Origin of the sequence: Qipengyuania rhodophyticola (assembly GCF_042493225.1) — a bacterium.
Classification (GTDB): Bacteria; Pseudomonadota; Alphaproteobacteria; order Sphingomonadales; family Sphingomonadaceae; genus Erythrobacter.
In genome coordinates this window covers 382,956-408,353 of record NZ_CP170454.1, presented here as the reverse complement: position 1 = coordinate 408,353, position 25,398 = coordinate 382,956, and the positions used below count along the sequence as shown (strand labels likewise).

24 protein-coding genes and 1 tRNA gene are annotated in these 25,398 nt (G+C 58.2%); 13 read left to right on the top strand and 12 right to left on the bottom strand.

Annotated elements, in window-relative coordinates; translation table 11 throughout:
• Positions 1 to 7: 7 nt before the first annotated feature.
• The 3 genes from ACFCXQ_RS01815 to hflK all read right to left on the bottom strand — a co-directional run bounded on the left by ACFCXQ_RS01815 (position 8) and on the right by hflK (position 3,721).
• Positions 8 to 1,570: a Do family serine endopeptidase gene (locus ACFCXQ_RS01815; RefSeq protein ID WP_379552500.1), complete on the bottom strand. Its 1,563-nt coding sequence runs from the start codon at positions 1,568 to 1,570 to the stop codon at positions 8 to 10.
• A gap of 173 nt (positions 1,571 to 1,743) precedes the next feature.
• Positions 1,744 to 2,589 (bottom strand): protease modulator HflC, encoded by an 846-nt coding sequence (hflC, locus tag ACFCXQ_RS01810; RefSeq protein WP_379552498.1) that lies wholly within the window; start codon positions 2,587 to 2,589, stop codon positions 1,744 to 1,746.
• A 1-nt stretch (position 2,590) separates the two neighbouring features.
• Entirely contained in the window at positions 2,591 to 3,721 is a 1,131-nt protein-coding gene (gene hflK, locus ACFCXQ_RS01805) for a protease modulator HflK (RefSeq protein ID WP_379552496.1), read from the bottom strand.
• A gap of 132 nt (positions 3,722 to 3,853) precedes the next feature.
• On the opposite strand from hflK, the gene ACFCXQ_RS01800 reads away from it, so the two are divergent.
• Genes ACFCXQ_RS01800 through ACFCXQ_RS01775 form a run of 4 tightly spaced genes read left to right on the top strand, consistent with a single transcriptional unit; the run spans position 3,854 to position 9,735 of the window.
• Positions 3,854 to 4,816 carry an Mrp/NBP35 family ATP-binding protein gene (locus ACFCXQ_RS01800; RefSeq protein ID WP_379554506.1) on the top strand — a complete coding sequence of 321 codons (963 nt, stop codon included), beginning with the start codon at positions 3,854 to 3,856 and terminating at the stop codon, positions 4,814 to 4,816.
• Positions 4,813 to 7,260, top strand: a complete 2,448-nt coding sequence (locus tag ACFCXQ_RS14695) for a molybdopterin cofactor-binding domain-containing protein (RefSeq protein WP_425589437.1) — start codon at positions 4,813 to 4,815, stop codon at positions 7,258 to 7,260. The genes ACFCXQ_RS01800 and ACFCXQ_RS14695 overlap by 4 nt, the downstream gene beginning before the upstream one ends.
• Positions 7,257 to 8,285, top strand: a complete 1,029-nt coding sequence (gene hemH / locus ACFCXQ_RS01780; RefSeq protein WP_379552494.1) for a ferrochelatase — start codon at positions 7,257 to 7,259, stop codon at positions 8,283 to 8,285. Before ACFCXQ_RS14695 ends, hemH begins: the two co-directional genes overlap by 4 nt.
• A gap of 46 nt (positions 8,286 to 8,331) precedes the next feature.
• The gene (locus tag ACFCXQ_RS01775; protein WP_379552492.1) at positions 8,332 to 9,735 is read left to right on the top strand and encodes a cytochrome P450; all 1,404 of its coding nucleotides are present in this window, start codon (positions 8,332 to 8,334) and stop codon (positions 9,733 to 9,735) included.
• A gap of 132 nt (positions 9,736 to 9,867) precedes the next feature.
• Here the strand turns inward: ACFCXQ_RS01775 and ACFCXQ_RS01770 are convergent, their stop codons facing one another.
• Complete coding sequence (locus tag ACFCXQ_RS01770; protein WP_379552490.1) at positions 9,868 to 10,038, bottom strand: DUF1674 domain-containing protein; 171 nt, start codon at positions 10,036 to 10,038, stop codon at positions 9,868 to 9,870.
• 55 nt (positions 10,039 to 10,093) lie between these two features.
• On the opposite strand from ACFCXQ_RS01770, the gene ACFCXQ_RS01765 reads away from it, so the two are divergent.
• Positions 10,094 to 11,341, top strand: a complete 1,248-nt coding sequence (locus ACFCXQ_RS01765; RefSeq protein ID WP_379552488.1) for an RsmB/NOP family class I SAM-dependent RNA methyltransferase — start codon at positions 10,094 to 10,096, stop codon at positions 11,339 to 11,341.
• On the opposite strand, the gene ACFCXQ_RS01760 is transcribed toward ACFCXQ_RS01765, so the two are convergent.
• Both ACFCXQ_RS01760 and msrA read right to left on the bottom strand, forming a co-directional pair.
• Positions 11,338 to 12,192 (bottom strand): hypothetical protein, encoded by an 855-nt coding sequence (locus ACFCXQ_RS01760; protein WP_379552486.1) that lies wholly within the window; start codon positions 12,190 to 12,192, stop codon positions 11,338 to 11,340. The two genes, ACFCXQ_RS01765 and ACFCXQ_RS01760, sit on opposite strands and share 4 nt — an antisense overlap.
• Before the next feature lie 6 nt (positions 12,193 to 12,198).
• Positions 12,199 to 12,753: a peptide-methionine (S)-S-oxide reductase MsrA gene (gene msrA, locus ACFCXQ_RS01755; protein ID WP_379552485.1), complete on the bottom strand. Its 555-nt coding sequence runs from the start codon at positions 12,751 to 12,753 to the stop codon at positions 12,199 to 12,201.
• 138 nt (positions 12,754 to 12,891) lie between these two features.
• Between msrA and ACFCXQ_RS01750 the strand changes: the two genes are divergently transcribed.
• From ACFCXQ_RS01750 to ACFCXQ_RS01730, 5 genes are all read left to right on the top strand, one after another.
• On the top strand, positions 12,892 to 13,731 hold the full coding sequence (locus ACFCXQ_RS01750; protein ID WP_379552483.1) for a class I SAM-dependent methyltransferase: 840 nt from the start codon (positions 12,892 to 12,894) through the stop codon (positions 13,729 to 13,731).
• Between the two features lie 34 nt (positions 13,732 to 13,765).
• Positions 13,766 to 14,638 (top strand): class I SAM-dependent methyltransferase, encoded by an 873-nt coding sequence (locus tag ACFCXQ_RS01745; protein WP_379552481.1) that lies wholly within the window; start codon positions 13,766 to 13,768, stop codon positions 14,636 to 14,638.
• Between the two features lie 17 nt (positions 14,639 to 14,655).
• Entirely contained in the window at positions 14,656 to 15,507 is an 852-nt protein-coding gene (gene aguB / locus ACFCXQ_RS01740; protein WP_379552479.1) for an N-carbamoylputrescine amidase, read from the top strand.
• 10 nt (positions 15,508 to 15,517) lie between these two features.
• Complete coding sequence (folK, locus tag ACFCXQ_RS01735) at positions 15,518 to 16,018, top strand: 2-amino-4-hydroxy-6-hydroxymethyldihydropteridine diphosphokinase (protein WP_379552477.1); 501 nt, start codon at positions 15,518 to 15,520, stop codon at positions 16,016 to 16,018.
• 46 nt (positions 16,019 to 16,064) lie between these two features.
• Positions 16,065 to 16,140 (top strand) — tRNA-Lys (locus ACFCXQ_RS01730).
• A 185-nt stretch (positions 16,141 to 16,325) separates the two neighbouring features.
• Here the strand turns inward: ACFCXQ_RS01730 and ACFCXQ_RS01725 are convergent.
• Positions 16,326 to 17,993, bottom strand: coding sequence for a recombinase family protein (locus ACFCXQ_RS01725; RefSeq protein WP_379552475.1), 1,668 nt, complete (start codon positions 17,991 to 17,993; stop codon positions 16,326 to 16,328).
• Positions 17,986 to 18,438, bottom strand: coding sequence for a DUF2924 domain-containing protein (locus ACFCXQ_RS01720; protein ID WP_379552473.1), 453 nt, complete (start codon positions 18,436 to 18,438; stop codon positions 17,986 to 17,988). Before ACFCXQ_RS01720 ends, ACFCXQ_RS01725 begins: the two co-directional genes overlap by 8 nt.
• A gap of 99 nt (positions 18,439 to 18,537) precedes the next feature.
• Here ACFCXQ_RS01720 and ACFCXQ_RS01715 point away from each other — a divergent pair, with 99 nt between their 5' ends.
• The gene (locus tag ACFCXQ_RS01715; RefSeq protein WP_379552471.1) at positions 18,538 to 18,732 is read left to right on the top strand and encodes a hypothetical protein; all 195 of its coding nucleotides are present in this window, start codon (positions 18,538 to 18,540) and stop codon (positions 18,730 to 18,732) included.
• A gap of 94 nt (positions 18,733 to 18,826) precedes the next feature.
• Positions 18,827 to 19,459 (top strand): tyrosine-type recombinase/integrase, encoded by a 633-nt coding sequence (locus tag ACFCXQ_RS01710; protein ID WP_379552469.1) that lies wholly within the window; start codon positions 18,827 to 18,829, stop codon positions 19,457 to 19,459.
• 100 nt (positions 19,460 to 19,559) lie between these two features.
• Here the strand turns inward: ACFCXQ_RS01710 and ACFCXQ_RS01705 are convergent, their stop codons facing one another.
• From ACFCXQ_RS01705 to ACFCXQ_RS01695, 3 genes are read right to left on the bottom strand one after another with little or no spacing between them, the layout of a single operon-like run.
• Complete coding sequence (locus tag ACFCXQ_RS01705; RefSeq protein ID WP_379552467.1) at positions 19,560 to 20,261, bottom strand: hypothetical protein; 702 nt, start codon at positions 20,259 to 20,261, stop codon at positions 19,560 to 19,562.
• The gene (locus tag ACFCXQ_RS01700) at positions 20,258 to 21,448 is read right to left on the bottom strand and encodes a saccharopine dehydrogenase family protein (protein ID WP_379552465.1); all 1,191 of its coding nucleotides are present in this window, start codon (positions 21,446 to 21,448) and stop codon (positions 20,258 to 20,260) included. The genes ACFCXQ_RS01705 and ACFCXQ_RS01700 overlap by 4 nt, the downstream gene beginning before the upstream one ends.
• On the bottom strand, positions 21,448 to 22,101 hold the full coding sequence (locus ACFCXQ_RS01695) for a DJ-1/PfpI family protein (RefSeq protein ID WP_379552463.1): 654 nt from the start codon (positions 22,099 to 22,101) through the stop codon (positions 21,448 to 21,450). The genes ACFCXQ_RS01700 and ACFCXQ_RS01695 overlap by 1 nt, the downstream gene beginning before the upstream one ends.
• An 82-nt stretch (positions 22,102 to 22,183) precedes the next feature.
• On the opposite strand from ACFCXQ_RS01695, the gene ACFCXQ_RS01690 reads away from it, so the two are divergent.
• Positions 22,184 to 23,167 carry a GlxA family transcriptional regulator gene (locus tag ACFCXQ_RS01690; RefSeq protein WP_379552462.1) on the top strand — a complete coding sequence of 328 codons (984 nt, stop codon included), beginning with the start codon at positions 22,184 to 22,186 and terminating at the stop codon, positions 23,165 to 23,167.
• A 179-nt stretch (positions 23,168 to 23,346) separates the two neighbouring features.
• On the opposite strand, the gene ACFCXQ_RS01685 is transcribed toward ACFCXQ_RS01690, so the two are convergent.
• A complete protein-coding gene (locus tag ACFCXQ_RS01685; RefSeq protein WP_379552461.1) occupies positions 23,347 to 25,386 on the bottom strand; it encodes a hypothetical protein in 2,040 nt (679 codons plus the stop codon).
• Between the last annotated feature and the right edge of the window lie 12 nt (positions 25,387 to 25,398).

Below are 25,398 nucleotides of genomic sequence, written 5' to 3'. Positions count from 1 at the left end.
GCTCTGCTTAGCGCAGTCTTACAGCAACATAGCGTGCAGGCCCACTGCGGCTTTGCACACGCAGCAGCAGGGCGTCACGGTTGTCAGCGTCAGCGCTTGTTACCGCTTCTTCGAGCTCCGCAATCGAGCTGATCGATTGGTAATTGACGCTCAGAATAATGTCGCCGCGCTGCACACGCTTGCGTGCTGCGTCCGAATTCGGATCAACAATGCCAACCGCGAGACCTTCGGTGTCTTCATCCGCACCCAGCTGACGCGCAATTTGCGGTGTAAGCGCCACAACTTGTAGACCAAGACGTTCGGCGATCAGGTCACTGCCGCCCTCATCCATGTCCGGCTCTGGTTCGCTATCCGGATTGAACATTTGCTGACGACGTAGCTCTTCAGCGCTTGGACGCTTGCCGATGGTTGCGGTCACGCGGCGACGCTCTCCATCGCGCAGTAACTCAATCGGAATCCGTGTGCCCGGCGCGATATTAGCAACGAGAAATGAGAGCGTTTGCTCAGGTGTCACATCCTGATTGTTGATCTTTAGAATAATGTCACCTTCACGGATGCCAGCATCCGCTGCGGCTTGATCAGGCTGAACCACTTGGACAATCTCGCCGCGATTGCGAGCGAGACCGAGCGAATCGGCAAGATCATCGTCGACTGGCTGGATCGATACGCCGAGAAAGCCGCGCTGGATCTCTTCACCATCGCGAAGCTGGCTCACAATCGGCTCTGCGATCTCTGCCGGAATGGCGAAGCCGATGCCGACACTGCCGCCCGAAGGCGAGAAAATCGCATTGTTAATACCGATAACATTGCCTTGCATATCGAACAGCGGACCGCCCGAATTGCCCCGGTTAATGCTGGCATCGGTTTGAATATAGCGGTCATACGCGCCGCCCTGTCCGGTGTTACGATAGACCGCCGAAACGATCCCGCTGGTCACAGTGCCGCCGAGGCCGAATGGGTTGCCGATTGCCATTACCCAGTCGCCTGGACGGGCTTGACTGGAATCGCCGAATTTCACGAAAGGAAACGCCTCGCCGCGGCTGATTTTGAGCACGGCCAGGTCAGATTGCGCATCGGCACCCACCAGTTCTGCTTCGTACTCAGTACCATCGGGCATGGTCACGGTGATTTCCTCAACCGTCCCGCGCCCATTCGGGCTAACCACGTGATTGTTGGTCACGACATAGCCATCAGCCGAAATGATAAAGCCTGAGCCCAGCGATTGCCCTTCGCGGAATTGCGGTTGGCTGGGTTGGTTCTGGCCCCGGCGACGGTTGAAAAGCCCCTCAAAAGGCGTGCCGGAAAACGGGTTGCGGCTACGCACTTCGATGCGCTGGCGCGTCGAGATATTGACGACCGAAGGCTGCAATTGCGCCGTAAGATCGGCAAAGCTCGATGGTGCACCTGCGCGGGGCACCACACTGCTCATGCGTGCCTCGTCATTTTGCGCGGTTTGCGCGCCAGCCGGTTGCCCGGTGGTAAGCGAAAGTGCAGCGCCGCCGATTAGCAGCGCGCTCGTCAATCCATAAGCATATCGCACAGGTTTCACGTCCTCTCGTTGTCTACTCATATCATTCTTGTTCAAGGCATATCCTCGTCATGCTATTCGGTAAGCCTATACGCTTAGTTACGCGAGGCCAGCCATTTCGGATGCCCTACGATTACAAGCGTCACCGTCTGAACGGTATTTGAACGCTACACGTGCTCCTCCACAAACGGTCAACACCAAGCGATCAACAGCGCTTAACGGCGACCGCGGAATTGGCGCAGATATTCATTCTCAGGCGACAGAATCACTGAACTTTCCGCTTCGCCATTTTCGAACGTCCGCCGATAACTCTCCATCGCGCGATAGAAATCATAGAACTCCGGATCTTTGCCGTAAGCCGTCGCATAGGTACGTGCGGCTTCTGCTTCTGCGTCAGCACGGATAATCTGCGCATTGCGTTGACCCCGAGCACGGATCGTCGCTGCTTCTTCCTGACGGTCGGTCTGCATCCGGGTGAAGGCCGCATCGAGCGGCGCACCGTCAGGCAAGTCGGCCCGCTTAATCCGCACGTCGATGATCTGCGCACCATATTGGCGAGCCTGCCGGTCAAGCGCGGTGCGAATGTTGGCCATAGCCGCGCTCCGCTCCGTGTTGATCAGCGAAGCAAATGGCAAACGGCCCAACTCTTGTCGGATGACGGAAGAGAGAATTGGCGAAAGCTGTGTCTTGACGTTTTCTTCCGTACCCGCGCTTTCGACCATTTCAACCGGGTCAATAATGCGGAAACGCGCATAGGCATCAACTTGCAGGCGCTGCTGATCATTTGAGAGGATCTGCTGCGGCTCCATGTCCAGGTTCTGCACACGCCGGTCAATATATTGAACCGACTGGATCAGCGGGATCCGGTACCAGATACCTGCTCCGGTCTCGCCAAAGGCGACATCCGGCTGATAGCGATTGACGATTGAGACCGGCTTACCAGTCTGGATGATCACCGCTTGCTTGTCTTCTGGCACGACGATGATGAAGGCCATGGCCACAAGGATCGCGCCAAAGATCGCGATCAGGGTCATTTTATGGTTTTCCCAGATCTGTTCCATCTTAATTGCCCCCTTGCGAAGTTTCAGGTGGGGTCACCGCCTGCGATTGCTGCGAGCGCCTCCGAATCTCCGGCAGCGGCAGATATGGCGTAACGCCCTGCGTTTCGACGACAGTCTTGTCAGTTTTCGAGAGCACGCTTTCCATGGTCTCATAATAGAGCCGGCGCCGGGTCACTTCTGGCGCCAAGCGATACTCTGCGTAAATCCGGTCAAACGCGCCTGCATCACCTTGTGCACGCGCCAAGATTTGCTGCGCATATGCGCGCGCACGGTTTTCGGCCGCATCCGCATCCTGTTCCGCTGCCGAGACGTCCTTAAACGCATCAATCACGCGGGTCGGCGGGTCAGTCTTGTCGATTTCGACACCCTGCACCGCGACGCCTGCTTGGTACGCGTCGAGAATATTCTGCATCCGCTCACGCACCGCACCTTCGATTTCTGCCCGGCCAGCACCAGACAGCACGCGGTCGAGCTCCTGCTCAGCAACTGAGGCACGCATTGCAGCCTCTGCTACTTCGCGAACAGTCGCAGTCGGATCGGCGAGCTGGAAGCGGAATTGCCCCAGATCCTTAATGTTCCAACGCACGATGTAGCTCAGATCAACGAGGTTTTGATCGCCAGTCAGGATCAGCTTTTCCGCCGTGCCGTCAGGAATCGATTCGCGGCGGATCTGACTGACATTCTCAATATCAACGCTTTGGACGGGCCAGGGCACCGTAAAGTTCGTGCCCGGATTAAGCGTATGGCTGAATTTGCCGAAGGTAGTCACAATGCCTTGCTGGCGTGGCTGAACAAAGTGCACGCCAGTAAACAGGAACCACGCGACCAGTCCGCCGACAATCAAAAGAGGCGTCCAGCTTTTGCCGCCGGGCAGCTCGGGAAGGCGGAAGTTCGGTCCGCGTGGGCCGCCTCCGCCGCGCCGTGGGCCTTCTGGCCCGCGGTTCTTGAAGATATCTTCAATATTGGCCGAGCGACGAGAGCCCTTGCCAGAGCCGGTTGGAAGCCACGGGTTCTTAGGTCCGTTACCCTTATCGCTGCCTTTGTCGCCACTCGGCGATTCGGACCCGGAAGCGTCATCGCCGCCATCGGAGCCTCCTCCATTGGAAGAGCCCCAAGGGTTTTTGCCAGCCATTGCCAACCCCTCAAAACGTGACCTGAACTTTTGTGCGAACTGCTCGATCCATCTCATAATTGTTGTTATAGGTGGCCTTTCGGGGAAAAACAGGGGTTGCGGGGTCCTTTTTGATGTTTCACCGCATTCATGATGACTTCTGATGATCTAAAAGCACTCCTTCCCGCCTCGATTGCGAGCCGGGTGAGCTCGGCCAAATTTACAGATGGTACCGCCACCGTCGTGCTTGATGTGAGTGAGTTGGGCGCGGGCGGACGCAAAGATCTGGAGCTGGCAGTCACTGATATTCTTGGCGCGCAGGAGAGAATAAGCGATGTGCGCGTCGCGATGACCGCCGAGCGCAAGGCCCGGCACATCATCGCTATTGGCTCGGGCAAAGGCGGCGTTGGCAAATCAACGCTGACCGCGAATCTCGCGGTGGCCTTGAAAGAGCTGGGCCTAAAAGTCGGTCTGGTCGATGCCGATATTTATGGTCCGTCACAGCCGATGATTCTCGGCAATAGCGGCCAGCGGCCCGAGGCGCGCGACAATAAACTGGTGCCAGTGCCCAGCCGCCATGGCATTCCGGTGCTGTCGATGGGCCAGCTGGTCGAACAAGGCAAAGCAATCGCCTGGCGCGGCCCGATGGCGGGCAATGCCTTGACGCAATTGATTGATGCGCATTGGGACAATGCCGAGGTCTTGCTGGTGGATTTGCCGCCGGGCACTGGCGATGTGCAGCTGACTATGCTGCAAAAATTCAAACCAGCAGGCGCGATCCTCGTCTCCACTCCGCAGGATCTTGCACTGATTGACGCGGCCCGCGCAGGGCAATTGTTTGATCAGGCGGATGTGCCAATCATCGGCCTTGTTGAGAATATGTCAGGCTATGCCTGCCCGCATTGCGGCGAGCACTCAGACCCATTTGGCGCAGGCGGCGTCGAAACCGCAGCCGAGCGCCTTGAATTGCCATTTCTGGGACGCATTCCGCTCAATATGAAAATTCGGGAAGGCAGCGACGCGGGCCAGCCAGTGGCGAGCGAAGAGAGCGCCATTGCCGAACCGTTCAAAGCTATAGCAAGCCAGCTAGCAGGGTGGATAAGAGAGAGGGCATGACCAAAAGCCGATCCTCCCTCCCAAAAGTTTCACGCAGGCAATTGCTCACCGGCGCTGCAGCGGGCGGGGGCCTGCTGGTGGCATGGTGGGCTTGGCCGCGCAGCTATGATCCGCCACTAGCCCCTAGTGAGGGTGAGGAAGGCTTCGGTGCTTGGCTGACCGTTGGCACAGACGGCGTGGTCACTATCGCTGTCCCTCAGCTTGAAATGGGGCAAGGGGTCACAACCCTTCTGCCGCAAATTATCGCCACAGAAATGGGGGCGGATTGGCGGCAGATTGCTATTGTTCCTGCCCCGCCAAGCGGAGCGCAGCCCAACATCCCGCTGGCCGCAAAATGGGCTCCGCTCTGGTCCATTGCTCCCGATCTCGCGGGCCAGCCCGATGGTTGGCTGCCCGAACGCTTTGCCCGGCGCAATCGCTTCACAGCGACCGCAGAGGGCCTATCACTTGAGGCCTATGAAGCTGATTGCCGCGAAGCTGGAGCTACTGCGCGGGCGATGATGGCCATGGCCGCCGCGCAGGAATGGGGCGTGGCTTGGGAAGAAATCGTCATCTCGGCTGGGCTAGTGCGGCATGGTGAGAAACAAGCCCGCTTTGGTGAGCTCGCGGCGGTTGCTGCGCAAATGACGCCGCCTGACCCGCCGCCCTTGCGGCCCAGCGCCCCAGCGGAAGATCCGCGCGAGTTCACTGGCGAAACACTAACCGCATTTCCGCGCCTCGATTTGCCCGCCAAGGTCGATGGCAGCCTCACCTTTGCCGCTGACATTCGCTTGCCCGGCATGCTCTATGCCTCAGTGCGCCATGGCCCCATTGGCCAGCCGGAATTGGCACGCTTTGACGAAGAAGCAGCCGCGAAAGTGCCCGGTGTCGCCAGCATCATCAAAGCCAAACGCTGGATCGCTGTTGTTGCCGAAAACTGGTGGCAGGCAGAGCAAGGTTGCAAGGCGCTGCGCCCGCGTTTCTCCGGTCCTGGCGCAGTCAGCAGCATAACAATTGACGAACAGATGGATGATGCGCTGAGCGAGGGCGAGGCTCAACGCGTCCACGAAATTGGCGAGCCAGACGGCTTAGTTGGCGCGCCCACAATGGCCCGCGCCTACAGCATCGCGAGCGCGCATCATGCGAGCATTGAGACAAGCTGCGCCACCGCGCATTACACTGAGGGTAAGCTTCATTTATGGATCGCATCTCAAGCGCCAGAGGCCGCAAGAGCGGCGGCTGCAGACGCTATCGGTATCAGCATCGATGATGTGGTGCTTTATCCGGTCGCAGCTGGCGGAAGCTTTGATGCGCGGCTTGAAAAGACCCACGCCATTGAAGTCGCGCAAATAGCTGAGCAATTGGGCCAGCCAGTGCAGCTCACCTGGTCGCGCGCTGAAGAGATGAAATCGCTCCCCCCGCGCATGCCAGTAGTCATTCAGCTTGCAGCCAAACTGGCCCCGGGCGAACAGCGCACACCGGAGCACTGGCAAACGCGTATTGCTTGCCCTCCCGGCACATTTGAATTTGGCTATCGTCTGTTCAACAACAACACGCCTGAGGCCGCCATTCGAAACGCCACTGGCAAGCTGGATGCGCTTGCCTGCGAAGGCGCAGTGCCGCCTTATGCCATCCCCAATGTCTCGGTTGATCACGTACCAGTTGAGCTATTTCTGCCTACAGGAAGGTTGCGCGGAAATGCCTATGGCTACACCGCTTTCGCGAATGAATGCTTCGTTGATGAGCTCGCGCATGGGCTAGGCCGCGACCCGCTGCTCTATCGCATTGCGATGCTGGGCGATGATCAACGCATGGCTATTGCCCTGCGCCGCGCCGCGCAGCTTGGTGGATGGGATGGCGGCCGCCCCGGCACAGGACAAGGCATCGCTATGCTCCGTATGGAGACGCCAAGCGCAAATAGCTGGTCCAGCGATGGATACATCGCCTGCGTCGCGCGGGTGCGCATGGTCGAAGGGCGACCTCAAGTCAGCAGCTTGCACGCGGTGGCCGACATTGGACGGATCGTGAATCTTGATCTCGCACGCCAGCAAATCGAAGGCGGGCTCTTATTCGGTGTTGGCCTCGCCATGGGCTCAAGCGCGGTTTGGCAGAATGGTCAGCCAGATCCATCGAGGCTAGCAGGCATGAACATACCAACGCTTGCCAATGCGCCGGAAGTCACGGTCGATCTGATCGCGAGCGATGCGCCTCCCTTTGACCCCGGTGAGCTTGGTGTAGCAGTCGCACCGCCTGCAATTGCCAATGCGTTCTTTGCTCTTAACGGTGAACGTCTCCAGTCGCTGCCTCTGTTTGACTCAGGCATGCTGAATGAGGCCGAGCCCCAGGAAGAAACAGAAGGCGGTGGGGAACAATCGGGGCCTGAAGGCGTCGAACAATCTGAAGAGCCTGCAGCCTCGCCTGACGATACTGCACCAAATGATCAGGAAGCAGCCGAACCAGCATGACTTGGCAGGAACAACAATTGCCGGGCGACCACCCGCCAGTGAAGAGCGGCGGCATCGGTGTTCTGGTGGTCAATTTGGGCACGCCCGACGCCCCGGATCGCAAGTCGGTGAAGCGCTATCTCGCGGAGTTCCTTTCTGATCGCCGCGTGGTCGAAATCCCGCCGATTGCGTGGCAGCCGATCCTGCGCGGGATCATCCTCAATACCCGCCCCCAAAAGAGCGCAGCCGCCTACGCTAAGGTATGGAGCGAGGACGGCTCTCCGCTAGCGGCAATCACCAAGCGACAAGCAGAGCTGCTGCAAGAGCGCATTGGCGGCGGCGTGATAGTCGACTGGGCCATGCGCTATGGCCAGCCATCCATTCCAGAGCGTTTGCAGGCAATGAAAGACGCGGGATGCGAGCGTATTCTGATTGCGCCGCTCTATCCGCAATATTCCGGCGCGACGACCGCAACAGTGATGGACAAGGTGGGCGAAACTTTGGGCGGAATGCGCTGGCAGGCGAGCTTGCGGACCTTGCCGCCATATCATGATGACAGCGCTTACATTGATGCGCTCGCAAGCGACATTGATCGGCAGCTGGGTGCGCTCGATTTTGAGCCCGAAGTGCTGGTGCTGAGCTTTCACGGAATGCCGCAGCGCACTCTGGAGCTGGGCGATCCTTATCATTGTCATTGCCAGAAAACCTCGCGGCTCTTGCAGGCGAAGCTTGCGCGGTCCGGCCTGCGGTTCCGCACGAGTTTTCAATCACGCTTTGGCCCGGCCAAATGGCTTGAGCCCGCGACGGACACGGTGCTTAAAGAAGAAGCGTCGACTGGCACAAAGCGCCTTGCGATTGCCGCGCCTGGATTTTCCGCTGATTGCCTGGAGACGTTGGAAGAGCTGGGGATGGAAGGCTGCGAGCAGTTTGAAGAAGCAGGCGGCGAGCAATTCGCTGCGCTTTCCTGCCTCAATGATAGTGACGCTGGGATGGATATGCTGGAGCATCTCATTCGCCGCGAGCTATCGGGCTGGATCAAACCTTGACCCCTAAGCAACGATTTACTTACATCTTAGTTAGTAAGGAGCTCAAATGGCTACGCTAGCACCCGATTCATCCACCCTCGATAAGCCCCGGCATTGGTCCGAGGGCAATCCCACCGACGCGGATCTGGCGCATATCCCGGGCGAGGCAGGCTGGCCGCTGGTCGGCAACACTTTCAAAATGCTGGCCGATCCGCATGGCTTTGCGAAAGGGATGGTCGAGAAATACGGCCCTGTTTACAAGAACATGGCCTTTGGCGGGTGGAACGTTGCGCTGGTGGGTGCAGACGCAAACGAGCTCTTGCTGTTCGACCGGGGCAAGAACTTTTCGTCAGAGCAAGGCTGGGGTCCGGTTTTGGATCAGCTGTTTCCGCGCGGGCTGATGCTGCTCGACTTTGACCATCACCGGGCCGACCGCCGCGCTTTGTCTATCGCTTTTAAGCCCGAGCCGATGCGCCATTATTGTGATGCGCTCAATCGCGGCATTGCAGATCGGGCGGCACAGTGGTCGGACCAAGAGCTACAATTTTGGCCTGTGATCAAGCAGCTTACGCTCGATCTCGCTGCTGACAGCTTCATCGGCATTCCGTGGGGGCCAGAGGCCGACCAGATCAACACTGCCTTTATTGACATGGTTCAGGCCTCGGTCGCGCCAGTGCGCAAGCCATTGCCCTTCACCAAGATGAAGCGCGGGGTCGATGGGCGCGCGTTCCTCGTCGATTTCTTCACTAAGGAAACACACAAGCGCCGCGAGACCGGCGGCGGGCAGGACATGTTCAGCCAATTTGCGACCGCAACGCGCGAGGATGGATCGCTATTACCGGTCGACGAGGTGGTCGACCACATGAACTTCCTCATGATGGCCGCGCATGACACAATCACGTCCAGCGCGACATCGATGATGTTTCAATTCGCCAAGAACCCAGAGTGGCAAGAGAAGGTCCGGCAGGAAATTCTCGCGGTGACTGGCGGGCTGGATGCAGGCGGCAACCCGCGTCCGCTGAGCTATGATGATCTGGGCAAGCTTGAACTGACCGATATGTTCTTCAAGGAAACGCTGCGCCTGATCCCGCCAGTGCCCTCCATGCCGCGCCGCGCGCTGCGCGAATTTGAATATGGCGGATATCGGATCCCAGCGGGGCAATTGGTGGGTATCAATATTCACTATGTCCACCACTCAGAAGAGTATTGGGACAGCCCCGAGACCTTTGATCCGATGCGCTTTACGCCGGACAAGGTGAAGACGCGGCACAAATATGCTTGGACGCCATTTGGCGGCGGCGCGCATATGTGTATCGGGCTTCACTTTGCTTATATGCAGATCAAGATTTTGGCCGCGCAAGTGCTGAGCCGGTACCGCGTCGAGATGGAAGAAGGCTACAAGCCCAAGTGGCAGCCCTGGCCAATCCCTATGCCCAAAGATGGGCTGAAGGTGAGTTTTAAGAGTCTTTGACTTGCGCACCCACCTCCGTGGGTGCGATTTCCTCGCTCATGCGACCTAAAGGTCGCATCGCTGCGGGCGGGCAGTCGCCCTTGCGGCTGCTACGCAGCCGAGACTTTCCGGCTCTCTAAACACTTCACCTTCTCAAAAATCCCAGGCGATGCCGTCCTTCTCCCAATCGCCATAACGGGTGGGCGAAAGATCGCGCGGCTCATCCTTTTCAGGGTCAACCGCCTTGGGTTTAGGCGGCGGATCATTGGTCCAATGAGCAGGCTTGGCAAAGCCATCAGGGCGGCGGGTCGCTCGTTCAGTCATATCTCTATAATGCGCACGCTGGCGATTGGTTTCAACTGTCGCTAGGGGCAGGTGGATGGCTCAACCTTCCGGAATTTATGCGCGCCGCTCTGCTTTGCGGCTTCTTGATGCGGTCTTTCGGCGCGGAGAGACGCTGGATCAGGCCTTTGGCCCGGCGACACGCGATATTCGCAAGCCCGCCGACAAGGCTCTGGCGCGGGCGATTGTCAGCGAGACTTTGCGCTGGCTCGTTGATCTCGATGCGCTGATTGATAGCGCAACCAAGAAGCCGCTGCCCCATGATGCAAAGGCGCGTATGGTGCTGCGCCTGATGCTCGCACAATGGCTAAGGCTGGAAACCCCGCCGCATGCGGTGATCGCGACATGCCTGCCGCTGCTGTCTGGGGGTCCGCGCAGACTGGCTCACGGGGTCTTCTCAACCCTTGATAAGCAAGCGGCAAAACTGCCCGAAGTGCCGACCCTGCCCGAGGCTGTGGCCGCGCGTTGGGGTGAGATGACGCCCACAATTGCGCGCGGCCTTGCCGAACCGCCACCGCTTGATCTGAGCTTGCGCGATCACGGCGAGACGCAGCATTGGGCTGGTCAACTCAGTGGCGACAGTATTACTGCAGGCCATGTCCGCTTGTCGCGCGGCGAGGCAGTCGAAAAGCTCAGCGGCTTTGCAGATGGCGCATGGTGGGTTCAGGATCTCGCGGCGACATTGCCAGCAAAGCTACTCGGCCTAGGCGAGGGAAAGCACGCACTTGATCTATGCGCTGCCCCCGGCGGCAAGACTATGCAGCTGGCTGCGCAAGGCTGGAACGTAACAGCGCTCGACAATTCAAAACGGCGGCTTGATCTGCTCAAGGACAATCTGAAACGAACAGGGTTGAAGGCGAGCCCAGTTCGCGCCGATGCCCTGAGTTGGGAGCCGAAGCATGCGTTTGACGCGATCCTACTTGATGCGCCCTGCACCGCGACAGGCACATGCCGCCGCCACCCCGATGTGCTCCACCGGATTGGTCCCCGCCAGATTGAGCATATGGCGGATCTGCAACGCGAACTGATCATCCGCGCGTCCGAATGGCTGAAACCGGGCGGCGCATTAGTCTATGCCGTATGCTCGCTGGAGCGCGAAGAAGGCGAAGAGCAAGCGGCATGGATCAACGAGAATTTCGACCTCAAACCGCTACCGATCCAAAGCGAGGATATCCCACCAGGCCTCGAACCCACAGCAGAAGGCCATCTGCGCACACACCCCGGCATGCTGCCCGATTACGGCGGGCTGGACGGGTTCTTTATCGGGCGCTGGGTAAAGCCCTAAAGCTTCTCAAACCGCAAAGAGGCGATGCAGCACGGCGTATCATTCTGCGTGATTTGCATGGCCATCGCGCCCTCACTCTTCTCAGCCTGTTCAATCGTAAAAGGCACGCCCAGCTCAACATAATGGGTAAAGCGCATCTCGCCGCCGGTCACGCGAAACGGCGCACCTTCGCGGCATAGCGACAGGAATTGCGTCGCAGCCTCAGACAAATGGGTGGAGTTCACATGATCGCCTGACCCATCCAAATACGGATGGCCTGGGGGCAAGCCATTTTCCGCCGTGATCAGCGCGTCAGCACGAGGCGCCGCTCGACCTTGCAAAGGCGATAGCAACGGCACCCCGAACTCCTCTATGCCTGCCAATGCGGAAGGGGCATAAGCAAAAGCCTTCTCGCCGCCGCTTATCCCAGCTTTGGATTTCGCCTCTGAGCGCCAAGCCGGAAAATCGCGAGTGCGGAAAATAACGCCCTTCCCTTCAACCTCATATGCGAGCCGGTCTTCGGCATCGAACATCGCCAATTGATAACCAAGCCGTTCGCCTGTCTCATCCCGCTTGCCATTCTGCGCTTCGAGCCGCACCATCCGCCCGCGCACTGGCTGTCCAGCATCACGTTCGCCAATCTCCCATTGTGTCCACGTCAACGCGCTCCACTTTTCAGTGTCGAAAGTACCTGCAGCGATCGATGCACCAACACTGGCCCAGAAATGTACCGCTTGCACGGCGGTGGGATGATGAACGGGGAGCTTCAGCCAAGGCCATGCCTCGCTGTCGGCGGAACAGCGAAACTCGACTGTACCATTCTCCTTCAGCACATGGGTATGCGTGAAGGATTTTGTCGGGGCGTTGGACATTGGCCCTTATGCGTCTGCCTTGACCTTGCTTTGAAAGCTCTTGCGAAGCTTCATCAGCTTGGGCGGGATTGTCGCGAGGCAATAGGGGTTTCGCTGACCATCACCCTCCCAATATTCCTGATGGTAGCCCTCCGCCGAATACCATGTCGCTGGGCCTTCAATGGTCGTCACTGCCTCGCCAGAATTGTCAGTGTTCCAGCGCGCAATCGCCGCCTCAGCCTCGCTTCGCTGCGCGTCATCCAATGGGAAGATCGCACTGCGATATTGCGTGCCGACATCATTACCCTGACGGTTAAGCTGAGTCGGATCATGCGTGCCCATGAACACGTCGAGCAATTCGGCATAGGAAATCACCGAAGGGTCAAACGTCACACGCACAGCCTCGGCATGGCCGGTCGTGCCGGTGCAGATTTCCTTATACGTCGGGTCAGCGGTGTCGCCGCCGATATAACCGCTCTCAACTGCACTCACACCGATGACATCATTCATCACCGCCTCAGTGCACCAAAAGCATCCGCCCGCAATAATTGCCTGCTGGGTTCCAATCGCTTGATCGCTCATCGATATCTCCTTTGCATTGGCAGATAGGGATGCGCAGCCTGCTTGTCATCGGGCGGCGCATAGGCGATAGAAATTTCCAGTTGCTCCACAGCCCCTTGGCCGCCGCGCCAACGGGCCTTTACGAAAGGCTCTTTAGATATGCGTTCGTTACTTCTTGCTGCCGCTGCTCTTCCACTCGCATTCACCGCCGCTCCTGCTCTGGCCGATGGCCACGGCGCGCATTCTGCTGATCTTGCAGAAGTGCTCGCGCACGAGCGCCGTGATGATGACCGCGCCCGCGATCAATACCGCAATCCGGCAGAAACACTGGCCTTCTTTCAGGTTGAGCCTGATCAAACCGTGGTCGAATATGGCCCAGGCGGCGGATGGTACACCCGCGTCCTCGCGCCTTATGTGATGGGAAGCGGCGAATATATCGCGATCAATCAAGACAGTGATGGGCGGACCTATCGCAACCGCCTGCAAGAGGCCCGTGCAAAAGGGTGGACTGAGCGGTTCAAGGCTGACCTCGCGGAGGCGATGGGTATGGAAGCCGATGAAGTGATGGCCTTTGAAACCGATGAGGTGCCGGAGGAAATGTTGGGCACTGTCGACCGCGTGATGATTTTCCGGTCAATGCACGGTCTTGCTAATGGCAATGTTGCAGATGCGGTTCTGGGTACAGTGCGCAACATGCTGGCAGATGACGGCATGGTCGGCGTGGTGCAGCACCGCGCACCAGAGGGTGCCAGCTTTGACGATTATGCGCCTGCGCCGGGCTATATGCCAACCGAGCGTGTGCTTGCTATTTTCAAAGCAGCTGGCTTTGAGCTGGTTTCCTCGTCTGAAATCAACGCCAACCCAAAAGACCCGGCCAATTGGGAAGGCGGCGTTTGGACGCTCCCTCCTGTACTGCGTTACGGAGAGCAAGACCGTGAAAAATATCTCGCAATTGGCGAGAGTGACCGGATGACGCTGCTGTTTAAGAAAGCGGACTGAACAAACTGAGCTGGAACATAATTGGAGGGATACAATGCGCAAACTGACTCACGTGATCGCACCGCTGGCAGCGCTGGCGATGGCTACCGGCTGTTCGCAGGCGGAGGTTGAAGAGCCCGCGGGCGAAGAAAGCGCCGCAAGCGATGTTGTGTTGGACGAGGTACTTGCATCCGACCTCCGCGCTGAGGATCGCGAGCGCGACCAGTATCGCAATCCGGCAGAGACGCTGGCTTTCTTCCAGCTCGCGCCGGACCAGACGATCATCGAATATGCTCCCGGCGGCGGATGGTACACCCGTATCCTCGCGCCTTATGTGGCTGAGAATGGCCAATATATCGCGGTTAGCTTTCCGGCAGAGGCTGCTATCAGCCTGGGTGAAGACTTTGTCGCGCGCGTGCGCGAGGGCGGAGAGACTTTCTCTGCCTCGCAATCGGAAGCGCTCGGCATCCCGGCCGAGAAGTTGCCCTTTTATCCGGGCAATGCCGTTCCAGACGAGCTTGATGGGACAGTCGACCGCATTCTGATGATCCGAATGATGCACAATCTCAAACGCTGGGACATTGACGAAAGCGAGATTGCGGCGCTGCGCGATACGCTCAAGGATGATGGAATGCTTGGCGTGGTGCAACACCGCGCCAAGGCCGATGCGCCAGATGAATATGTCGATGGCAATGCCGGCTATCTTAAACAGGACGAGATGGTCGCATTTTTCGAAGCGAACGGCTTTGAATTGGTGGACACATCCGAAGTGAACGCCAACCCGAAAGATCCCGCCAATTGGGAAGGCGGGGTGTGGACGCTACCACCATCGTTTGGTTTCGGTAGCCAGTCTGAAGAAGAGATCGCTGAGCATACAGCGATTGGTGAGACTGACCGCATGACGCTGCTCTTCAAAAAAGCCGGTTAAGCGCTAAAGGGCGGCATATGCGCGAGGTAACCATTGCCGCCCTCCAGCTGCCCTTGGGTAGCGATGACGAGGCTGACAACATAGCCGCAGTCGGCGAGCTGGTGGAGCAGGCCTTTGCGCGCGGCGCGGAGATAGTCCTGCCGCCGGAGCTCTTTTCCGGGCCATACTTCTGCCAGAAAGAAGACGAGGCGCTGTTCGCGCTCGCGCGGCCAACGCTGGAGCACCCTTCAGTCATTGCGATGCGTAAGCTTGCTGCGAAGCTCAAAATCGCGATTCCCACCAGCTTCTTCGAACGCGATGGCCATCATTATTACAACACCGTCGCGATGATCGACGCGAATGGCGATGTGATGGGCACTTACCGCAAGAGCCACATTCCCGATGGACCGGGTTATGAAGAGAAATTCTATTTCCGCCCCGGCAATGATGGCTTCAAAGTTTGGGACGTCGCGGGCGCAAGAATTGGCGTCGGAATTTGTTGGGACCAATGGTATCCGGAGGCAGCCCGCGCGATGGCACTGATGGGCGCGGAAATGCTGCTCTACCCCACGGCCATCGGCTCTGAGCCTTACGACGCAGAGCTCGACACCAGCCGGATGTGGCGGCGCGCAATGCAAGGCCATGCAGTCTCCAACTGTATGCCGGTGATCGCAGCAAACCGCATCGGCACAGAGGGCGAGCAGAGCTTCTACGGGCACAGCTTCATCACCAATGAATGGGGCGACATGATCTGCGAATTTGGCGCAGAAGAGGAAGGCTTGCTAGTCGCAACGCTAGACCTAGACGAAGCGGCCAGGCACCGAGCGGGTATGGGCTTCTTCCGCGATCGCCGCCCGCAGCTCTATGGCCGACTCTGCGAAGATATCTAAGCGACAACAATTGAGCGGCACTCACCATTATCTGATCGCTCTGGGAAGCAATATGCGCAGCCCCCGCTTTGGCACTCCCCGCCAGATTGTGCGCGCGGCATGCGGCCATATCGAAAATGCGGGCGCGGAGATCTGCGCGCTCTCGCCGATCATTCGCAGCAGGCCCATCGGCCCCTCCGCCCGTGAATTTGCCAATGCCGCCGCTGTTGTCGCCGCTCCGTTCACCCCGCGAGCAATGCTGGCGATGTTGCAGGACATAGAGACGCAGTTTGGCCGCAAGCGCTCTGGCCAGGCCTGGCGCGCCCGCGTGCTGGACCTTGATATCGCGCTGTGGAGCGGGGGGATTTATGACGAACTCGGCTTGCAAATACCGCATCCCGGTTTGCGCGAGAGGCCATTTGTCCTGGGCCCAGCAAGCGCAATCACGCCCCATTGGCGCGACCCGATCAGCAGACTTTCTCTTGCGCAGCTCAATGCGCGCTTGACCCGCCCGCAGCCCCTATCTAAGTGAGCGCGCTCCGGCAGCGCTCACAGCGGCGCGATTCCATGCCATGTGTGGGCCCTTAGCTCAGTCGGTAGAGCAACTGACTTTTAATCAGTAGGTCGCTGGTTCGAACCCAGCAGGGCTCACCATCCATTTTCTTCGAACATCGGTTTCTGTCGTCTCTGCCGAGGCGGCTGAAATTGTGCCCGTAGTTCCGGGGCTTTGCAGGCTTGTCTGCTCGCTGTGCCGACGGCAGAGACGTAATGACCTACCAAATCGTTCCATAAATGGGCGAAGTTCTCCGTGGTCGATTTGGTGACCTACTTGCCAAATTTCAGGAGTGCGAGAAGCCCAGCGCGTCGCGCTGATCAGCGAAGCGGATTGGCAAGTCGCCCATTCGCCAAAGGCTCCGGGCGCTAAGGCCCTTGGGTTGGGTGCCATTCAGGATGCTGCGGATGATCGTGGGATCGAGATAGCTAAGTCTTGCAAGTCGTTGGAGATGACGCAGCTTGGTAGTTTTGATCGTCCCAGCTGTCACCTCATCCATTTGGAGAAGTTCCTCATTTGCGGCAAACGCCCGACCGAGCAACTCAACAAGCCGATCGTCTTTTGCGACCCGATCAGGCTCTGCTGGCTGCAATCGCAGGCGAGGCTCGTGACCATAGTTCTGTCGTTCGAACGGGATCTTGAAGTGCGCTTTGATCGGGGTGCCTTCATCGTTTTCCGAGATCCCTAATGCAGTAGCGGGCTCGAACGATCCGCTTATCCCGTTTTCGCCAACCGCGACGCTCAAGGCTATTCGGGAGAGGACTTCGCTTGCATTGCTCACAGCCAAATGCTCGACATCAGCCGCAAGTTGTTCGGCATTCTCGAAAGCCCTTTGCTTCTCATTGGCCTGCTTCGATGTCATCAGCTCCCGAACATTGGTATCTGTCCTCAACCACCTCGCGACAGCACGGCGTACAGCCTGTTCAATCTCACCCGCAGGAAGGCGAAGCGCGGGCGCATCGGAATCATCATTCATGTTCGAGGCATAGTAAGTGTAGCGCCGACCGTGGTTTTTGGTGTGGGTTGGAGACATAGGACGACCGCGGTCATCACGGATCATGCCTGCCAGCAATGCCAAGCGCCGTTTTGGGCCTGCCGCTGATCCGGATGAGCCGCGCGCCTTGAGCTTCCTTTGGATTGAATCGAACGTCTCCTGGTCGACGATAGCGTCATGTTGACCGGGATAGGTCTTATCCTTGTGCCGGACCTCGCCGACATAGAGCGGATTGGACAGGAGCCAGGTTAACGATCCGCGCTTGAATGGATTACCACCCTTTGCGTTGCCTCTTTTCGACACATACCGCTTACTGACAATGCCGTCGCGTCTGAGTTCGCCAACAAGTGCTCTGATCGAGTCCGCTTCGAGATAGCGGCGCATGATCTCACGGACAGTCTCAGCTTCCTTCGGAATGACGACGAGCTTTCGATCGACGGCCTTGTATCCAAGTGGGACGCTCCCACCCATCCACATGCCTTTGGCTTTGGATGCAGCGATTTTGTCTCGGATCCGCTCTGCGCCCACCTCGCGTTCAAACTGCGCGAAGGACAAAAGCACGTTGAGCGTTAGTCGTCCCATCGAACTGGTAGTCGAGAATGCTTGGGTTACACTGACAAAGGATGCCTCCGCCTCGTCAAGCACATCGACGATCTTGGCAAAGTCCGCGAGGCTGCGCGTGAGCCGATCGATCTTGTAAACGACCACCACGTCGATCTTGGCTGCCTGAACATCTGCTAGAAGTTGCTGCAGGGCTGGGCGTTCCAGCGTGCCACCTGAGTGGCCACCGTCGTCATAAAATTCGGGCAGGAGCGTCCAGCCCTCGTGTTGCTGGCTAAGTACATAAGCTGCGCACGCCTCACGTTGAGCATCGAGGCTGTTGAAGTCCTTGTCCAAGCCTTCATCAGTGGATTTGCGGGTGTAGATGGCGCAGCGGAGCTTGTTTTTAGGCTTAGCCATTGGCCGCCACCTTTAGCTCGCCCAGCCGTGGGCTGCTCAGTCCAAAGAAGCGTGGACCTGACCATTTGGCTCCAGTGATATGAGACGCGACTGCGCTCAGTGATCCAAATGTCTGCCCGCGATACTCGCATCCGCTCTCCAAAACGACCACCTCATGAACTTCGCCATGCCATGTTCGCGAGAGCCAAGTGCCGGGCTTGGCTTCGGTCGAAACCCGACCTTCTTTACGATGCTCGTCTTTTCGACCAAGTGCACCGAGCTGTCGGAGCTCGACTTGAGTGAGTTTGCCAGCCTCGGGTTCCTGCAAGCGAGCCGCTAGGGCTCTTTTTATTAGAGCAAGGCCTAGAGCAGGAGGCGCTGGGATCCCATTCGCATCACGCCAAGCCGCACGTAATTCTGTCGGTGTCATTTCCTCGATGGCCGCGATCCTGTCTTCGATATCCATGACTGCATGGATCTCGAATGGCCGAACTAGTCGAGTGGTTTCTGGCGGCTTTCGCTCATTCCAGTGGACTTGTGGCGACGTTCGAGCATTGCGGTAGATATGGACAACATCGACCAAGAACTAATCAGCCTGCTTTGTGCCAAGATTGGAATGCTGATGGAGGACCACAGCACCCTCGCGCTGACTGCTTGCAGTCAGTCCGATGGCGAGCAGAGGGCTGCTATCGATGAGCTAGCTGTCGCTTCGTACAAGATCGCAAGACTGGCTGCCGCTGCTCAGTCCATCGCAGAATGACCGCAATGCGCCCTAGTCCAAGACGTAGCCATCTGAGATCTTAGTCCCTGAAAGCGGACGTTCTCCGAGACCATTCCGGGCGGGGCGAATGACAATGACCTACTCACAGTTTGACCCTGCCGCTCAGAACCGTGTGTCTTGGAACTTCGGCGCGAAGATCGGCCCAAAACGACCATTCAACCAAAAGCAGATCTGGGCGATCCGTCTCTTTCTGGATCGCGAAGAACGCATTCGAGATCGAGCGCTCTTTGACTTGGCGATAGATAGCAAACTGCGAGGCTGTGACCTCGTCGAGCTGAAGATCGGTGACTTGGTTAGTGGTCCAGAAGTCAGAACGCGGTCGACAATCACACAGCGCAAGACAGGTCGGCCTGTTCAGTTTGAGATCGCATCAGACGCGCGTGCAAGCCTGTTTGCCTGGCTGGAACTCAGAGGAGGTGACGTCGTGGACTATGTCTTTCCCAGCCGTGTTGATCACACCCGTCATCTGAGCACGCGACAATACGCTAGGCTTGTTGATGAGTGGGTTGAGGCTATGGGCTTGCGGGCCGACGAGTACGGCACCCACTCGCTGCGCCGGACGAAAGCTTCGATCATTTACAGAGCCACCGCCAATATCCGGGCAATCCAGATATTGCTCGGGCACTCCAAGATCGAAAACACGGTGCGATATCTCGGTGTCGACATAGAAGATGCTCTCACTCTCGCCGAGAAGACCGAAATCTGACCGCTGCCGGGCGCCAGCCTCAGTGTGACTGGCGTCCGCTAGTGGGGATGAATTGCGGACGTTGGTGTGAACAGAAGCGCGCTAGCTAGTTGGCCAAACCTTATAATTTGAGAAGTGGCGCAGTCTCCGAATAGACCGGGTTAGAAAGCATCTGGCTTGGCTGGACCGCAGCGCGAAGGTCTGTCAGATGCGCCACATCTTCTGCGAATATCTGCGACACATGCTCCCACTCACGCAAACCTGTGACATAACTGTTGACCGCAGAGCGAGCTGGCATTTCCAACGCGAGCATGGTGAATAGACGGACGCACCAAAGCAAATACGCGTCGGCCACGCTCCAGCGATCGGTGGCGATGAAACGCCTGTCATCCAAATGCGCATTTAAGTGCGCGGACACGATGGTGAAACGGTCCAAGAGAGTTTTACGTGTCCTCTCATCTGGCTCGCCGCGCGCCAGCGGCCAGATGATCGCTTTATGAAGTTCGGCCGCACAAAACGCCAGCCATCGCACAGTCTGAACTGAGACTTGGACGCCTCTTTGATTCTCGATCCAATACATGACCGCAACGTTCTCAGTTACCATCTCGCCGGATGGCAAGACAAGGGTCGGCACCTGACCGAGCGGGTTTATGGCGAAGAACGAGCCGCCTGTGTGGAGATCTTTGCTGTAGACGTCGACCAGTTCGATCCGAAGATCAATTTTCGCCTCCGCAGCGGCAATCCGCACTGCCGTCGAGCACGCCATTGGATAGTGATATAGCGTTGCATGGGTTTGCTGAATAGATGCCGAGAGTTCAGTCATTCCAGACCGACCTCCACGCGAACAAGATCCGACGATGAACTGTCGCAAAAGGTCGCGAAGCATTCGAAAAACGATTCCGGAGAAATAATGTCCTCCGGAGCGAACACGCCGCGTCTTGTAATCGCTCCGTCGGCAATCAAGCGAAGCGCGATCGCTGCGGGTATGCCTGTGGATGCGCCCATACCACCCGGCGGCAGGTCGTCGATCTCAGCCACGACCGTCGCCGGCGTGCCCTCAATAAGTCCCGTGGCAATCGCACCGACCGCTGGCGCCTTAGATTCTCTGCTACGGCGTCTGTCTGCCTCAGCTTCCAACGTTATGGGTTCGCCTAGTCTGTATTCGCTAACCAGCAGATCCGCCGCGCCCTCGATTGTCAGAGTACCCCCATCGATCCGGTCGCGGATAGGCCGGAGCAACTCAAAGATCCCGGAACGCCCCGTCATGAAATTCGCGCACTCGTGTAGCTCTGGATATGCGGCAGCCAGCGTAACCGGTTCCGGATGCGCGACGGACCATCCGGTGACGGACCTCCCGCCAAGAAAATGTAGTGCGGTCGGCTCAAGTGGCCGGACAACCACAGTGCGGCCGTTCTGGGTGACGGGCACATCGCCCGAACAGCAATGCATCCAGTGCACTATCGCTGCCGGTGTCTGTGCTGCGTCCCAAGGCGCGGCAAAACCGTCATCGACCGTTACGGTCATTTGAAGGTCCCAGGTCGTAACGAGCGACGTCGTGGTTTCGAGGCGTTCGACTGCAATCCGCGCGAGAAGATTGGTCAGGCCGGGGCTTGCGCCCATACCGATGATTGCGGTGATACCGGCTCGTTGCGCCTTTTCGTGCAATGCAAGCATGGAACGGGTCGGTTCAACATCGTCGCAGATGTCAACGTAATGTGTACCCGATGCAATGGCTGCTCGCAGGATAGGCCCGGCCAACTTGTAGAAAGGTCCGGTCGCGTTCGCCACGACATCGACTTCGCCAAGAGCGCGGAGCAGGTGATCCTCGTCAGTCACATCGAGAGAACGGTACTCTGCCTTGCCCCCCAAATGCTTGCAGAACTCCAGTCCTGCCTGGTCGTCGATTCCGGCAACTCTAATGTGCCCGATAGAATCCATGCCGACCAAGGCTTGGCAAAGGTGGCGGCCCATTGCCCCGGCCCCGCCCAGAACAAGAACGGTCGCTCCCATTATGAAGAGCTTTCGGGGAACTTCGGCGCGTTTGCCTGGATCATCACACGCGCCATTTGCGTTAGCTGCTCGCCAGCCAGTTCGGGGCGGCCCGCATGGAAGGGCGGAGTTGGTTCGTATTCCACGAGCAACTGGATGAGTTTCGCCGCATTCTCGCCCGCCATCTCGCTGATGAGCGTAAGGGCAATATCCATACCGGACGTAACGCCGCCGCCGGTGATGAACTTGCCATCTACGACGACGCGTTCATCAACGAACTCGGCCCCGAATTCGCCAAGGTGCTGCGTGTAAGCCCAGTGGCTGTTGGCCTTGAGCCCCTCGAGAACACCGGCTTTCGCGAGGGTGATCGATCCCGTGCAGACGCCTACAACATACTTCGCGCCCTCTGCCTGTTTACGAACGAAATTGAGATAGGCATCGTCCTGCAAGATCCGGCTCTGCCCCGGTCCGCCCGGCAGCAGGATAACGTCGTATTGCGGCGCTTCATTCAGCGTCATAGTCGGATTAACGGAAAACCCTGAATCGGTCTGGACCGGTTCAAGATCCTTCCAGACAAGATCGACATCCATGCCAGGCACCAGATTGATCATCTGGATCGGTCCGGTGAAATCGAGCTGGGTCACACCAGGGAAAATCAGAAAGCCGGTCTTCATCACTTATCTCCATCCATTATGATTGCGTAATAGTAGCAACGAGCATTTGGCAGAATGACATAAATCGATTATTTCCTGCCAAATGCAGGTACGATCTATCATCTTCGCGCTCTACGACGGGTTCTTCACTCTCGATCTCGCCGGTGCGTCGGCCGTATTCGCCACCGCTGCGCGTTTCGATCCAGAACTGAAATATCGCTTGATCTATGCCTCCAGCGACGGCGGAAAGATTGACGCTATGGCGGGCCCGCCGGTTGAGACGAGTTCTTTTGAGAACACACACGTCGATGCAACAACGACGATACTCGTCGTCGGCAGTGAAGCGGACGAGACCCAAAGCGCGGTTGCAGATCAGAAAATGATCGACTGGTTGCGAACGTCGGCGCCGGTTTGCGAGCGTATCGGTTCAGTTTGCACCGGAGCGTTCTTGCTCGCTAAGGCCGGGCTTCTGGCAAACAAGCAAGCCGCAACCCACTGGCGGGCATGTGATGAACTGGCGCGGTTGAAATCGGTTGGTAGCGTGGATCCCGATGCGATTTTTGTAAGCGATGGGAAAGTCTGGACGTCTGCGGGGGTCACGGCAGGTATCGATATGGCGCTTGCGATGGTGGAGGCCGATCTGGGACGCGACATGGCAGACAGGATCGCGCGCCAGCTTGTTATCTACGGCAGGCGCTCCGGCCACCAGTCACAGTTTAGCGACATTCTGGACGCTCAGGCAAAGGCTGGCGCACCTTTCGCGAAGCTCGTGGACTGGATCGAAGGGAAGTTGCCCGAACCCATCGATGTAGACGCCATGGCCGAGGTCATGGGAATGTCGCCTCGCTCGTTCTTTCGCAAATTCAAGGCGCAGACTGGACAGACACCTGGGTCCTTCCTCAATGACATCCGCTTGGACCGCGCGCGGCAGCTACTCGTCGCAAACACGCGTGTCGGGCAGGTCGCCACCCAGGCGGGCTTCGAAAGCGATGTGGGTTTTCGATCGGCTTTCCAACGCAGATACGGAATGTCTCCGTCTTCTTATCGGGCGCTCAACGCCAAGTCTCAGACCGAAATTGACTCGTAAGGGGACCGTCGGCTTCGCCGAGCGTGTCGGCCCGGAACAGACCTTCTGCTATCGGCCCAGCTCTCGCCCCCAGCGAATAACCGAATTTGGGATGGGAAGTAGACATTCGGTCACTTCACACGACAAGACCTGCGAAGGCATGAGCCCCCGCAGGTCCATGTGGCCAAGTCCAGTTAGGCCTATTTCTTGCAGTCCTTGTCTTCATCTTTCTTGCGGAAGATATTTCCAATTCCGCAGGCAACTTTGGAACCCACCTTTTTAGCATTGTTGCCGTGATGCTTGGCGCGCTGTCCAGCGACGCGGGCAACCGCGGCGACAGGCTTGTCAGAGGCCGCCGCCGCTACATACCGATTTCGTGTTTCGCGCAGGCTACGTAGATCCGCGCCCGTTACATTCCCAGCCGCTGCGCGACTAGTCGCACCAAGCGCTCTCGCATTGTCGATGTGATGCTTCGCGCGATCGCCAGCTACGGTTGCAACACCTTTCAAGCCGTCATTTTTGAGACCCGCTCCATACCGTGACACAACATCCATCTTACGCTCTGTCTTGATGCCGGTATGCTCTTGGATGAACGCCCTGCGCTGACGATCAAAGCGATCCATCATGCGCACCCCTTTGCCCAGCGCTGGGTTCTTGCTGTCAGTATATTTGGTGATGTTATCCATCACTTTGCCCTCGGTTGTCAGGGTCTCGGCCAGATTTTTGAAGTTCTCTCGGTGATGCGCGCGGCGCTGAGCAGCGACATCGGCCAAAGACACATCCTTGTCGAACAGCGCCGCCCCGTATTGGAAGCCGGTCGACAACGGGTCTTGCACCTCTACGCCCGTAGTCGCTTTGATGCCCTCTACCGCGGCCATTTCGGCAACCACAGCTACAGCACCAACGCCGGTACCAGCCAATATTGCGCGTCCGCCTTTTCCTACTTTGGCGACTGTACCAGCGGTTTTTGCGGTCTTCGCCATCTTGGCAGCCCGGGCCATTTTGGCAGCATCCGCTGTTGTCGAGGCGGCTTTCAATCCGCCAGCACCGCGAGCAACCTGAGCCGTTCGTCCGGCCTTGTTGAGCTTGGAAATGTCGCCGCCATTGGCCGCGATGTTTCGGACGACTTGCGCTTCGTTAACCGGCGCTAGCCTGCGAGCGTGCTGCGCTACATCACCTTTGCGCAGAACATTGCCAAGATCACCACCATTGGCGAGAATTTGGCGGCCAAGCTGCTGACTGCCTTGCCCTGCCTTCGCGACATTGCGAGCGTTGCGGGCAACGTCACCGCGACGGGCCAGGCCGGCCAATTCATCGGCGCTGCCAGCAATACGTGTGGCGCGAGCTGCCCTGGCATTTTCTCCGTTCTGAACTACTCTTCCGAGGTCAGAACTGGCGATGTTCGCGGGCCGAACCGCAGCGGGCTTAGGCTGGGCCTTGATGGTTGGATTAGGCTTACCTGTCACCTGATCGCGGAAGGTTACCTTGCGAGTGTTGCTCGTTGAGCGCGTGGCAGCGGTTTTGCCCGCCGTCTGGCGAGCGCTCTTGGCTGCGTTGCCGCGCCGCTCCAGCTCAGCCAGATCGCCCGCCGAACCCGCGATCCGGCTGGCGCGAGCTGCCTGCGCGCTCTCGCCGCCCTTTATGACCCGGGCGAGGTCAGTCTTTGCGATATTCGCGGGGCGCGCAACGGCGGGTTTAGGCTGCGCCTTGATCGTTGGGTTAGGCTTGCCCGTCACCTGATCGCGGAAGGTTACCTTGCGGGCACTGCCGCGATTTGCCGCGCTCGGCTTTTTGGTGCCTGCGCGCGCTGCCTGCGCGTTTTCACCATTCTTGATGACTCTTCCGAGGTCAGTTTTGGCGATGTTGGCAGGGCGCGTTGCACTACGTGCCTTCAGTGCCCTTAGGCTAGTCGGCCTCTTAGCAGTCGCAGTGTTCTTGGCCGAGAGCTCGGGAACGGGTCCGTTGCGTGCCTCAAATTTGCGCAGGCTCTTTTTCGGCATATTGTTGCGACCTTCGCCGATAGCTTCGACCGCACTCTCCGCCATCTGGCTTGCGACATAGGCGCTGCCAACGAGAGCAACACCGCAAGCAGTTGCGGCCCCGGCATTATCTTCGCAGATGCTCTGGTCATCATCTGTGGCATTCTCTTGCTGCGCATCCTGTGCCATCACAGGCGTTACCGCCATGGTGATGGCGATTGTTGAAGCGCTCAGTCCTGAAAGTAGTTTCTTGGTCTGCATGGTGGCCTCCCT